Here is a 12,381-nt window from a genome sequence, read left to right as displayed (position 1 = left end):
TAGCCAAGTTTCTGCAACTGCAAAGCGGACTCGGGCGTCATCGCGACCCGGTTCTCACCGTCCAGTATTTCCTTTGGTGTGCCTAGCTTCACTGGCAGTCCCCCTAAGTTTCACTCGGTCCGAGCGGTTCATCGGATATGTTTGATAAGCACGCTGTGTAGCTGACGCAACATTATTTCGCAAGCGCAGCATCCGTGACGCTGTGTCATTGCCTTGGCCACTCTAAATCCACCTGCGGGTTTTGCGTTCGTAACGGGCAAAATCAGTGCGGAAACTCCGCCGCATTCGATCTTCTTCCGGCAGGATAAAGCGCCGCTCCAGCAACCAGACGAAGATCGGAATCAGGGCCAGCGACAGCACTGCATCGAACCGCAGAACCAGACCGGCCAGAATCAACACGTCGCCCAGATAGATCGGATTTCGGCTGCGTGAATAGATGCCCGACTGCACCAAAGACGAGGGCGTTTCGTGCGGAATGACTGTTGTCTTGAAACGACGAAACTCGGCCACAGCCAGAACCGCCAGCAAGATGCCGCCGCCGATCAAAATGCCGCTCAGCAAGTCAGTCAGGCCGCTGTCCAGGGACAGCCCCATCGGGAATTGGCGCGCCTGGAGCCAGGCAACACATGCAAACCCGACAAGCCAGACAGGTGGTATATCGACCCAGCGCATTGGCAGCCTCCTCAGCGGACGACATGCAAAGGCACGTCGCTTCTGCGTGTCCTCGTACCGTTTTAGGGCCAGATTCGCAAAAGCGCGGGATGTCGCATCAATGGACAGAGAATTCAGGATCGGTTACGCCATTGAAAAAGACGCATTCTCAACACAAGGCCACTCCCTGCGATGACCGACTTTGCCGCGACAAAAGCCCTTTTCGAGCTACCCGACGGAGTGATCTATCTGGACGGGAATTCTCTGGGCCCCCTGCCCCAAGCCGCCGGGAAAACCGTGGCCCGCATGATAGAGGATGAGTGGGGTCAGATGCTGATCACTGGCTGGAACAAGGCCGGCTGGATGGGGTTGCCGACAGGTCTGGGCGATCGCATCGGGCGGCTGATCGGAGCGGAACCGGGCAGTGTCGTGACTGGCGACACGCTGTCGATCAAGGTGTATCAGGCCGTCGCCTCGGCGCTGGAGCTGTGCCCGGATCGCAGGGTAGTGTTGTCAGACAGCGGCAACTTTCCCTCGGATCTGTATATGGTCGACGGCCTTTTGCGCTCGCTTGGGTCTGATTATGAGTTGCGCGTTGTCGCCCCCGAAGATGTCGCCGCACACATCACCGAGGACGTAGCGGTTTTGCTGCTGACTGAGGTCGATTACCGCACCGGCCGGATGCACGACATGAGGTCACTGACCGAACTGGCCCATACAAAGGGTACTGTGACGGTCTGGGATCTGGCCCATTCCGCCGGCGCAGTTCCGGTGGACCTGTCCGGTTGCAATGCGGATTTCGCGGTGGGCTGCACTTATAAATATCTCAATGGCGGCCCCGGCGCGCCCGCATTCATTTATGTCGCGCCCCGTTTGACGGATCGCGTACGCCCGGCCCTGTCAGGCTGGCTGGGGCACGAAGCCCCGTTCGCATTCGATCTGGACTACCGCCCCGGTAACGGGATCGAGCGGATGCGCGTCGGCACTCCTCCGATCATCCAAATGACGGCGCTGTCAGCGGCGATGGATATCTGGGACCTGGCCGATATGGCGGATGTGCGCGCGAAGTCCATCGAATTGACCGAGCTGTTCATCACTCGGGTCGAGGCCACATGCCCCGACCTGACCTTGGCAAGCCCGCGTGATCCGGCCCAACGTGGCAGTCAGGTTTCCTTCCGGTTTGCCGAAGGCTATGCCGCCATGCAGGCCTTGATCGCACGCGGTGTGATCGGAGATTTCCGGGCCCCTGACATCATGAGGTTCGGATTCACCCCGCTCTATATAGACGCGCAGGACGTTGAGAACGCTGTCACAATTCTGGCCGACATAATGACGAACCGACTATGGGATACGCCAGAGTACAAAACGCGCCAGCGGGTTACGTAACCTCGATTCCCGCTCCAATAACCGTGGCAAGATTAGAGTTTGAGCGGATGAATTCCTGATAATCGCTGGCCGAGGTTTTTATCCCGCGCAGCGCTGAGGCAATCATCTTGGCCGTTTCCCGTGGCCCATCGAACAAACGCACGCGTCCCTTTTCTGCCTCGCGCCGTAGCCAGTCAGCATAAAGCGCCATCAACTGCGCCTCACCCTGTGTCACGATATCGGCGGCAGTGGACACGCTGGCATCCAGCAGCTCTAACCCGTGCGGCGAGGACATGATCTCGGCCATGCCATCCGTTTGCACATGGATCGCATTTCCGATGATTTGCGAAACTGATCCCTCCATATTCAGCGCTTCGGCAACGGCGGCCGTTTTACGCTCGTAGTGCAAATGTGTCAGTTGGCGCAGGATGGCCTCTTTGTTTTGAAAATGCAGGTACAGGGCAGGTCGGGACATACCCGCGCCTTTGGCGATGTCATCCATTGACGTTTTTTTGAACCCATAAGCCGAGAAGGCTTGAAGCGCCGAATCCAATATAGTCAGGCACTTATCATCCAAAACATAATTTTCCAGTGTAGCTTTTGACATTTTTTACCCATTTTGTCAGTTGACCATCTGACATATTCAGCTAACTATGTCAGAAAGTAACGACAGCTACAAGGCAAGAGGAAGCGCAATGGCGACCAATCTGAAGATCAACGGAACGTCACATCAGGTCGACCTGCCTGAAGACGTCCCTCTTTTGTGGGTCCTGCGAGATGAGCTTGGACTAACCGGCACAAAGTTCGGATGCGGCGTTGCAGCGTGCGGCGCTTGTACCGTTCACATTGACGGCGAGGCTGTTCGGTCCTGCCAAGTTGCGTTGTCAGATGTGTGGGGCGACATCACCACGATCGAAGGACTTGGAACACCAACCGCTATGGCCAAGATCCAGCAGGCATGGGTCGATCATCAGGTTGCGCAATGCGGCTATTGTCAGTCAGGTCAAATCATGCAGGCCGCGGCGCTGCTGGCCGAAAATCCAACGCCGACGGACGCCGATATTGATGACGCAATGCAAGGAAACCTTTGCCGTTGCGGCACTTACCCGCGCATCCGGGCTGCGATCCATGACGCGGCCTCCAAACTGAAGGAGGCATAAACCATGGCGTCTGTTGGAAAAATCCTCCGTCGTACGTTCCTTGTCGGCTCGGCCGCCGTTGTCGGCGGTGTCGCCTTTGGCGCTTATTACGTCACGCGTCCGGCCGCGAACCCGCTGCGACCCGACAAAGGAGAGACCGCCCTTAGCCCCTTTGTCCTGATAGACCAGCAGGGAGTAACCCTGTTTGCTCCGCGTGCCGAGATGGGACAGGGCGTTATGACCACGTGGGCCGCACTCATTGCCGAAGAGCTTGATGTTGAGATCGACGACATCCGCGTGTTGCACGGCCCTGCGGCTGCTGCCTATTACAACTCGGCACTCATGGCCGAGGGGCTGCCTAATAAGGGCTATGACGCCAGCGAGTTCCAGCACAACCTGGGCGAGGCCCTTGGCGTGCTTGGCAAACCGCTGAGTCTTCAAGTCACAGGTGGCTCGACCTCTATGAAAGACGGGTTCGAGCGGATGCGTGAAGCCGGTGCCACCGCGCGTGAGACGCTTAAGCAGGTCGCCGCTGATCGGCTGGGCGTGGATCGGGCACAATTGAAAACCGAACGTGGCGCAGTGATCGCGCCGGATGGCACGCGCATTTCTTATCCCGAGCTCGCCAAAGCCGCCGGTCAGATCGAACCGCCCAACGTTGCATTGCGCGACCCATCGACCTGGCGCCTATTGGGTCAGAACCTACCCCGTGTCGACGTGGTAGAGAAATCCACCGGCACAGCTGAGTTCGGCATCGACGTGCGACCCGAGGGTTTGAAGTTCGCTTCCGTTCGAATGAACCCGAAGCTGGGCGGCACAATGAAGGGATATGACTCCAGTTCAGCCGAATCCATGCCCGGCGTCGAAAAGATCGTCAATCTGGGCAACGGTGTCGCGGTGGTCGCAAGCAACACCTGGCTTGCCATACAGGCGGTCGAAGCCATCGACATCGACTGGGGTGACGCCCCCTACCCCCCCGAAACCGACGGCCTGTTTGCCAAGATTGCCGAAGCGTTTGACGACTCGCCAAACTCGACCATGCGCGATGATGGCGACGTGGACGTTTTGCCCGACGGCGCGACAGAAATCTCGGCGGAATACAAAGTGCCGTACCTGGCCCACGCCACAATGGAGCCGATGAACGCCACGGCCCTGTTCACTGGCACCAAGCTAGACCTGTGGTGTGGCAACCAGGCACCGACATTGATCCAGATCCGCGCCGCGAATACAGCCAATCTGGATACCGAGGCGGTCGATATTCATACCACCTATCTAGGGGGCGGTTTCGGTCGCCGTGGTGAACTGGACTTTGCAGAAATCGCCACCAAAGTTGCGATGGCGGTACCCAGTGTTCCGGTTCAGACGACCTGGAGCCGGGAAGAGGATATGCGTCACGATTACTACCGCCCCGGTGCAATCGCCCGGATGCGCGGAGCGGTCAAGGATGGCACTGCCGTTCTGATCGACGGTAAGGTGGCGTCGCAATCCAGCACGCAACAAGCAGTTGAACGCTACACTGGCCTGCCGGGCGGCGGCCCCGACAAGGTTCTTGTCGAGGGGTTGTTCAACCAGCCCTACGCCGTGCCGAACTACCGCATCAGCGGTCACATTGCCGATCTGGACGTACCCGTTGGATTCTGGCGCTCGGTCGGCAACAGCCATAACGGGTTCTTCCACGAAACTTTCATGGACGAAATGGCCCATGCCGCAGGTCGTGACCCGCTGGAGTTTCGGCTGGAGCTGGCCAAGGCCGAATTCGCCCCAGCTGCAGGTGTTCTGCAAGCCGTGAAAGAGATGTCCGGCTGGACCGGAGAAACCCCAGACGGTGTCGGACGGGGCGTCGCCATGACCTACAGCTTTGGCACGCCGGTTGCTCAGGTCATCGAAGTGGTTGACGAGGACGGCACCATTCGCATCGCTAAAGCGTGGATCGCCTGCGACGTGGGCATCGCTTTGGATCCGGGCACGGTCGAGGCGCAGATGTTCGGTGGAATGATGTATGGCTTGTCGGCCGCCGTTATGGGTGAAATCACGTTTGCGGACGGAGAAGTAGAGCAATTCAACTTCCCCGACTACGACGCGCTGCGCATGCACAACGCTCCGGTGACCGAGGTACGTATCCTCGAAACCAACCCACGCCTGGGAGGCGTGGGTGAGCCTGGCACACCTCCGTCAATGCCTGCACTTGGAAACGCTTTGTTCGACCTAACGGGCGAGCGCGCACGCACCCTGCCACTGATCAATCAGTTCGATTTGCTGGTTTGATCGCGATGCGCCGGTCTGGTTCTTCTCTCCTGGACCGGCGCACGCCTTCTATGCCGATTGCTGCAGCGTTGCGGCCTTAGAGCCAGCAGACCATGCATGAACAGCTTCTCCGAACGCTTTGAACAGCGGGCGCGAGACCGGATCGTTCTCGGCATCCCATTCCGGGTGCCATTGCACCGAAAGCGTAAAACCCGGGGCGTCCTTTATATAGATCGCTTCTGGCGTGCCATCCGGCGCGTGGCCATCTACCACAACCCGATGCCCGACCGTCTTGATCCCCTGCCCGTGCAGAGTATTCGTCATGACTTCGGTCGCATCCATCAAACGGTGAAATACGCCACCTTCGGACAGTGTCACGATATGGCGCAGCGCAAACTTTTCTTCCAACGTCCCATCCGGTGGCATGCGATGGTTCATCCGCCCCGGAAGATCGCGAATTTCGGGATAAAGTGTTCCACCCATCGCCACGTTGACCTCTTGAAACCCGCGGCAAATGCCAAAGAACGGCTGGCCCCTTTCGACACAGGCCCGCACCAACGGCAGTGCGATCGCATCCCGCGCCCGATCAAAATCGCCATGCGCATCGGTTGCGCACTCACCATATTCCTCGGGGTGCACATTCGGGCGCGCGCCGGTCAGCAAAAAGCCGTCACAGACGTCCAGCAATTCTTCCACTGAAACGTAGCGGGGATCAGCCGGAATTAGCATCGGCAAACAGCCTGACACGTTCGCAACCGCGTCCGAATTCATGGTCCCACCGGCATGGGTCGGGTATTGATCATCCAACAAGTATGAGTTGCCGATAATACCCACAATAGGTCGAGGCATTCTTCTTTCCCGGTTGTTTTTGCGTTTCGGGAAAGCTAGCCGCCGTCACAGCAGCGCGCAATAGCACAGCCCCTGTGTGGCAGCGCAGGCCCTTGTTCACTTATGCACAAGTGGAACAAGAAACAGTCAAATGACCATTTGTGAGGCATTCCACGAACACCGAAAGTCGAAGGGCCCGGGGGCTCTTCGACAGGTTCATCAAATCTCGCCGATCAGGCTGGCAGCTTCGATCCCCGCCATCGCCGCGATCGCGTCATTGTCCGAGGTGTCGCCGGTCACGCCAACAGCGCCGATCACGGCCCCTTTCTTGTCGCGCAACAATACGCCGCCCGGCACAGGCACAACCTGCCCGCCGTATACACCGTTCACAGCGGCCATGAAGTACGCCTGCGCCTCGGCCCGGGCCATCTGCGCGGTGCCTGCCATACCCAGCATGACCGCCCCATAGGCTTTTCCCTGCGCAATCGCAAAACGACCGGGCGCGGCACCGTCTTCGCGCTCAAAGGCGATCACATGACCACCGGCGTCCAGAACAACAACTGACAGAGGTTTCAGCTCCAATTCGCGGCCCTTTTCCAAAGCCTTGCGCACAATCGTGCGCGCCTTACGCAATGTAACAGCCATGCCTGATCCCTTTCATCTGGCCAAAAATATCCTCGGGGGAGCGGGAGGGGCAGACAGCCCCCTCGTTCCAACCCCATTCATTCACCCCAGGCTAGCCTTCAGCTCCAAGCGGCGCGTGTGCAGAACCGGCTCGGTGTAACCCGAAGGCTGAACCCTGCCTTTGAAAACCAGATCGCAGGCCGCTTGGAACGCCACACCATCAAAGCCGGGGGCCATCGGGCGATAGCTTGGGTCGCCTTCGTTCTGGCGATCCACCACGGCGGCCATCTTCTGCATCGCCGCCATCACCTGTTCTTCGCTCACCACGTCATGGAGCAGCCAGTTGGCCAGCGCCTGCGACGAAATCCGGCAGGTTGCGCGGTCTTCCATCAGACCGATATCGTTCAAATCCGGCACTTTCGAACAGCCCACACCCTGATCAATCCAGCGCACAACATAGCCCAGAATGCCCTGCGCGTTGTTCTCGATCTCGCGGGTGATCTCGTCCTCGCTCAGGTTGCGGCCACCCAGCAGCGGCACGGTCAGCAGATCGTCCAGCGTTCCGCGCGCGCCACTTGCGGCCAGTTCGTCCTGACGGGCCAAAACGTCAACCTTGTGGTAATGCGTGGCGTGCAGAGTTGCAGCGGTCGGCGACGGCACCCACGCGCAAGTCGCGCCAGATTTTGGGTGGCCGATCTTCTGATCCAGCATATCGCCCATCCGGTCGGGCATCGCCCACATGCCTTTGCCGATCTGCGCCTTGCCTTTCAGACCACAGGCCAGACCGATATCGACATTGCGATCCTCATACGATGTAATCCAAGGCGTCACTTTCATGTCCCCCTTGGGCAGCATCGGACCTGCTTCGATCGAGGTATGGATCTCATCCCCGGTCCGATCAAGGAAACCGGTGTTGATAAAGGCCACGCGCGATTTCGCGGCGCGGATGCATTCTTTCAGGTTGGACGAAGTGCGGCGTTCCTCATCCATGATGCCCAGCTTGACAGTGTTGCGCGGCAGGCCAAGGATGTCCTCGACCATGTCGAAAATCTCGACCGAGAAAGCGACTTCGGCTGGCCCGTGCATCTTGGGCTTGACCACATAGACCGAGTCTTTGACCGAATTCCCACCTTCACGCTGCAGATCATGCATCGCAATCAGCGTGGTGCAGAGCGCATCCATCAGGCCCTCACCGATCTCATTGCCTTCACCATCCAGAACGGCGGGGTTGGTCATCAGATGGCCCACATTGCGGATCAGCATCAGCGAGCGGCCTTTCAGCACATCCTGTTCGCCGCCTGCGGTGGTATAGGTCAGATCGTCAGCCAGTTTCCGGGTGAAGGTGGTGCCGCCCTTGGTCACTTCTTCGGCCAGATCGCCTTTCATCAGGCCCAGCCAATTGCTATAGGCCACGACCTTATCTTCGCCATCCACACAGGCCACCGAGTCCTCGCAGTCCATGATCGTGGACAGCGCCGATTCCAGATGAACATCAGCAATCCCAGCCGGGTCGGTCGCGCCGATGTTGCTAGAGGCATCGACAACGATTTTCACATGCAGCCCGTTATTCTTAAGCAGAACGAAATCAGGCTTCTCAGCCTCACCGCCAAAGCCAACAAATGCCGCAGCTTCGGCAAGCGCAGGTACCAGCGCACCGCCTTCGACCCGCAGATGGGACACATCGGCCCACGAGCCTGCAGCCAGCGGTACAGCATCGTCCAGAAAACCTTTGGCCCATGCAATCACACGGGCACCACGCGCCTCGTCGTACCCTCCGGCGGCTGGCAGATCGCCCATCGCGTCCGTGCCATACAGCGCATCGTACAAGCTGCCCCAACGTGCGTTGGCGGCGTTCAGTGCAAAACGGGCATTGGTGATCGGCACAACCAGCTGCGGGCCGGGTGTCGAGGCGATCTCGGGATCGACATTGGCGGTTTCGATCTGGAAATCGTCACCCTCTTCGACCAGATAGCCGATCTCGCGCAGGAATGCTTGATAGGCGCTGGCGTCGTGGTCCTGACCTTTGCGGTCCAGATGCCATGCGTCCAGCTGGCTTTGCATCTTTTCACGCTTGGCAAGAAAGTCGCGGTTTTTTGGGCCCAGCTCGGACACCATCCGCGACAGACCATCCCAGAACGCATCGGCCGTAACACCGGTGCCAGGCAGCGCCTTGTCTTCGATGAACTCGGCCAGAACCGTATCAACTTGAAGCCCGCTGCGTGTCTGTCTGCTGGTCATAGTGTTCCTCCCGCCTTTTTGTGCACCACTGTGTGCAGCCAGCATTTAGAGTGAAAGTTTCCGATAGGCAACGTGCCGCAACAATTTCGGTAAAAAAAACTTACCAAAATTTCGTGACCAGCTTTTGGTTGGGCCCCGACACCGCTTGCAGCCCATTGCCACAGACCATAACGTCGCCTCAAACTCCAACCGATGCGAGGCCCAGATGCGCGACGCTGCCCCTACGACGATCTATCTCAAAGACTACACGCCCTTTGGCTATCTTGTGGACAGCGTGCATCTAACCTTCGATCTGGCAGCGCACGCCACCCGCGTAACATCGCGCATTGCTTTCCGCCCCAACCCAGATGCCGCGGACCGCACATTCTTCTTGCACGGCGAAGAGCTGACCCTGATCCGCGCCTCCATTGACGGGGTGCAGATCACGCCCGAGGTGACCGACAAAGGCCTGACCGCCCCCGCCCCCGACGCGCCCTTCATATGGGAGGCCGAGGTTGAGATTGACCCCGGCAACAACACCGCGCTTGAGGGGCTTTATATGTCGAACGGCATGTATTGCACCCAGTGCGAGGCGGAAGGGTTCCGCAAGATCACCTACTACCCCGACCGCCCTGATGTGATGTCCACCTTCACCGTGCGCATCAATGGCGATCTGCCAGTACTGCTGTCCAACGGCAACCCAAGCGGCAAAGGCGAAGGCTGGGCCGAATGGACCGACCCGTGGCCCAAGCCTGCCTACCTATTCGCGCTTGTCGCGGGCGAATTAATTGCCCATCCCGGCCAGTTCACCACCATGTCCGGGCGCGACGTCGAGTTGAACCTCTGGGTCCGCCCCGGTGACGAGGGCAAATGCGCCTTTGGCATGGAGGCGCTGAAAAAGTCGATGAAATGGGACGAGGACGTCTATGGCCGTGAATACGATCTGGACGTGTTCAACATCGTGGCTGTCGATGACTTCAACATGGGCGCGATGGAAAATAAGGGGCTGAACATCTTCAACTCCTCCGCCGTGTTGGCCAGCCCCGAGACCTCGACCGATATGAACTTTGAGCGGATCGAGGCGATCATCGCGCATGAGTATTTCCACAACTGGACCGGCAACCGCATCACCTGCCGCGACTGGTTTCAACTGTGCCTGAAAGAGGGTCTGACGGTGTTCCGCGATGCGCAGTTCACGTCAGACATGCGCTCGGCCCCGGTGAAACGCATCCACGACGCCATCGACCTGCGCGCACGGCAATTCCCCGAGGATAACGGGCCGTTGTCTCACCCGGTGCGACCCGAAAGCTTTCAAGAGATCAACAATTTCTACACCGCCACCGTTTATGAGAAAGGTGCAGAAATTATCGGTATGCTGAAACGGCTGGTAGGCGATGAAGCCTATACCAACGCGCTGGATTTGTATTTCGACCGCCATGACGGGCAAGCCTGCACGATCGAAGACTGGATCAAGGTATTCGAGGATACGACGAGCCGCGATCTGAGTCAGTTCAAACGCTGGTACAGCCAATCCGGCACTCCGCGCGTGACGGTGGCCGAAGTATGGGCAGACGGCACCTACACCCTGACCCTGTCGCAGCGCACCGAACCCACGCCGGGTCAGGACGAAAAGCTGCCGCAGGTGATCCCGGTTGCCGTTGGTCTTCTGGGCCCCAATGGCGATGAGGTCCGCACAACAGAGGTGCTGGAACTGACCGAGGCCAGCCAAAGCTTTACCTTCACCGGGCTGGCGGCCAAACCAACGGCCTCGGTCCTGCGGGATTTCTCGGCCCCGGTTATCCTGGAACAGGATCAAAGCAACGCAGAGCGCGCCTTTTTGCTGGCCCATGACACGGACGCGTTCAACCGATGGCAAGCCGGGCGTTCGCTGGCTGAAGAGACGCTGCTGAACATGATCCAGTCAGACGCGGCTCCCGATGCGGACTATCTGGATGGCCTTCTTGCTGTGCTGCGCGATGGTGACTTGGACCCGGCCTACCGCGCACTGATGCTGGGCCTGCCGACGCAATCGGAATTGGCGGCTGCCTTACACGAGAATGGCGAAACGCCTTATCCGATGGCGATCTGGACCGCCGTCGAGACGCTGCGGCAGGTCACTGCACAGCACGTACAAGACCTGCTGCCGCGCTTGCACAGCGAGACCGTGATTGATGCTCCGTACAACCCGGATGCCGATCAATCAGGTAAACGCGCGCTGGGTGGGGCCGCCCTTGCACTGACCTCGCGACTGGACGGAGGCGCCAAGGCTACCGAGGAATACAAGACGGCCGACAACATGACCCTGCAACTGACCGCCCTGTCCTGCCTTCTGCGCGCAAGCAAGGGACAGGCCGAACTGGCCGCATTCTATGATCAATGGCAACACGACCGGTTGGTGATGGACAAGTGGTTCGGCCTGCAAGTCTCGATGGCCGCACCGGATGCGACGGCGGATGTCGCGCGCAACCTGACCGAGCATCCGGATTTCAACTGGAAAAACCCCAACCGCTTCCGCGCCGTCATGGGTGCGCTTGCGATGAACCATGCCGGGTTCCACCGGGCCGATGGCGCGGGCTATGCCCTGCTGGCGGACTGGTTGATCAAACTGGACCCGGTGAACCCGCAAACCACGGCACGGATGTGTTCGGCCTTCCAGACGTGGAAACGCTATGACACCAATCGTCAGGCCTTGATGCGCGCAAAGTTAACCCGCATCGCGGAGACGCCCAACCTGTCGCGGGACACGACCGAAATGGTGTCACGCATCCTGGACGCATGACGCCTTACACGTTCACCCGGAAGAACAGAACGCCGCGCGTTTTGGCGATCCTGCTCTGCATCTACAGCGCGTTGATCGCTCTGGTCGTGTGGTTTGACGCGGTATGGTGGCTGATCGCTCCGCTGGCCCTGACCACTCTACCCGCTGTTTGGGACTTTGTGCAGGGTACCAAAGCCGGATTGTCGGTGGGGAAGGATACGTTGAGCTGGTTCACCGGACCGCGCAAGGCCGAGGTCAATCTTGCCGATATTGACCACGTTCGAATGGACACGCGCTGGGATTTCTCAGTGCGTGTATCGCTGGTCCTGAATTCCGAGAAAAAGATTCGCCTGCCTGATGAATCTACCCCTCCGCACCGCGTGTTTCAGCAGGTTCTGCAGGCCACCGGGCTACGGGTTGAACGGCATCATTTTACTGTATTCTAGCGGTAATCCGGATACTCAACCTGGATTGTTCACGAATTTAGCGCTAAACGACCCCTGAATCTTGAATTTGAGCAAAATCAGGAGAAAGATTAAGTCCAACGTTACCAGT

Annotated in this window: 10 protein-coding genes; 5 read left to right on the top strand and 5 right to left on the bottom strand. The window is 58.9% G+C overall.

What is annotated here, in order from left to right:
• Positions 1–222 precede the first annotated feature (222 nt).
• A complete protein-coding gene (locus ACR0DX_RS08715) occupies positions 223–672 on the bottom strand; it encodes a methyltransferase family protein (RefSeq protein WP_170352590.1) in 450 nt (149 codons plus the stop codon).
• A gap of 171 nt (positions 673–843) precedes the next feature.
• On the opposite strand from ACR0DX_RS08715, the gene kynU reads away from it, so the two are divergent.
• Positions 844–2,037, top strand: coding sequence for a kynureninase (kynU, locus tag ACR0DX_RS08710; RefSeq protein WP_170352589.1), 1,194 nt, complete (start codon positions 844–846; stop codon positions 2,035–2,037).
• Here the strand turns inward: kynU and ACR0DX_RS08705 are convergent.
• Complete coding sequence (locus tag ACR0DX_RS08705) at positions 2,030–2,623, bottom strand: TetR/AcrR family transcriptional regulator (RefSeq protein ID WP_170527522.1); 594 nt, start codon at positions 2,621–2,623, stop codon at positions 2,030–2,032. The genes kynU and ACR0DX_RS08705 overlap by 8 nt on opposite strands.
• A gap of 88 nt (positions 2,624–2,711) precedes the next feature.
• Between ACR0DX_RS08705 and ACR0DX_RS08700 the strand changes: the two genes are divergently transcribed.
• Positions 2,712–3,176 carry a (2Fe-2S)-binding protein gene (locus tag ACR0DX_RS08700; RefSeq protein WP_170352587.1) on the top strand — a complete coding sequence of 155 codons (465 nt, stop codon included), beginning with the start codon at positions 2,712–2,714 and terminating at the stop codon, positions 3,174–3,176.
• Positions 3,177–3,179: 3 nt separating this feature from the next.
• A complete protein-coding gene (locus tag ACR0DX_RS08695; protein WP_480845798.1) occupies positions 3,180–5,420 on the top strand; it encodes a xanthine dehydrogenase family protein molybdopterin-binding subunit in 2,241 nt (746 codons plus the stop codon).
• Between the two features lie 48 nt (positions 5,421–5,468).
• Here ACR0DX_RS08695 and ACR0DX_RS08690 read toward each other — a convergent pair whose 3' ends face one another.
• The 3 genes from ACR0DX_RS08690 to ACR0DX_RS08680 form a co-directional block, all read right to left on the bottom strand.
• Positions 5,469–6,248, bottom strand: a complete 780-nt coding sequence (locus ACR0DX_RS08690; RefSeq protein ID WP_170352585.1) for a gamma-glutamyl-gamma-aminobutyrate hydrolase family protein — start codon at positions 6,246–6,248, stop codon at positions 5,469–5,471.
• 198 nt (positions 6,249–6,446) lie between these two features.
• The gene (locus tag ACR0DX_RS08685; RefSeq protein WP_170352584.1) at positions 6,447–6,872 is read right to left on the bottom strand and encodes a GlcG/HbpS family heme-binding protein; all 426 of its coding nucleotides are present in this window, start codon (positions 6,870–6,872) and stop codon (positions 6,447–6,449) included.
• A gap of 81 nt (positions 6,873–6,953) precedes the next feature.
• Positions 6,954–9,089 (bottom strand): malate synthase G, encoded by a 2,136-nt coding sequence (locus ACR0DX_RS08680; RefSeq protein WP_480845795.1) that lies wholly within the window; start codon positions 9,087–9,089, stop codon positions 6,954–6,956.
• Positions 9,090–9,294: 205 nt separating this feature from the next.
• Here ACR0DX_RS08680 and pepN point away from each other — a divergent pair, with 205 nt between their 5' ends.
• Positions 9,295–11,847: an aminopeptidase N gene (gene pepN, locus ACR0DX_RS08675; RefSeq protein WP_170352582.1), complete on the top strand. Its 2,553-nt coding sequence runs from the start codon at positions 9,295–9,297 to the stop codon at positions 11,845–11,847.
• On the top strand, positions 11,844–12,272 hold the full coding sequence (locus ACR0DX_RS08670) for a hypothetical protein (protein ID WP_170352581.1): 429 nt from the start codon (positions 11,844–11,846) through the stop codon (positions 12,270–12,272). The genes pepN and ACR0DX_RS08670 overlap by 4 nt, the downstream gene beginning before the upstream one ends.
• The last annotated feature ends 109 nt before the right edge of the window (positions 12,273–12,381 follow it).

The organism is Ruegeria sp. D3, assembly GCF_056534465.1.
The sequence above is the reverse complement of the archived record's forward strand: the minus strand, read 5'-3'. Positions and strand labels throughout refer to the sequence as shown.

Coding starts and splice junctions, on each gene's coding strand:
- ACR0DX_RS08680 (WP_480845795.1), bottom strand. CDS start 9,089: ATGACCAGCAGACAGACACGCAGCGGGCTTCAAGTTGATACGGTTCTG.
- ACR0DX_RS08690 (WP_170352585.1), bottom strand. CDS start 6,248: ATGCCTCGACCTATTGTGGGTATTATCGGCAACTCATACTTGTTGGAT.
- ACR0DX_RS08670 (WP_170352581.1), top strand. CDS start 11,844: ATGACGCCTTACACGTTCACCCGGAAGAACAGAACGCCGCGCGTTTTG.
- ACR0DX_RS08715 (WP_170352590.1), bottom strand. CDS start 672: ATGCGCTGGGTCGATATACCACCTGTCTGGCTTGTCGGGTTTGCATGT.
- ACR0DX_RS08700 (WP_170352587.1), top strand. CDS start 2,712: ATGGCGACCAATCTGAAGATCAACGGAACGTCACATCAGGTCGACCTG.
- ACR0DX_RS08695 (WP_480845798.1), top strand. CDS start 3,180: ATGGCGTCTGTTGGAAAAATCCTCCGTCGTACGTTCCTTGTCGGCTCG.
- pepN (WP_170352582.1), top strand. CDS start 9,295: ATGCGCGACGCTGCCCCTACGACGATCTATCTCAAAGACTACACGCCC.
- kynU (WP_170352589.1), top strand. CDS start 844: ATGACCGACTTTGCCGCGACAAAAGCCCTTTTCGAGCTACCCGACGGA.
- ACR0DX_RS08685 (WP_170352584.1), bottom strand. CDS start 6,872: ATGGCTGTTACATTGCGTAAGGCGCGCACGATTGTGCGCAAGGCTTTG.
- ACR0DX_RS08705 (WP_170527522.1), bottom strand. CDS start 2,623: ATGTCAAAAGCTACACTGGAAAATTATGTTTTGGATGATAAGTGCCTG.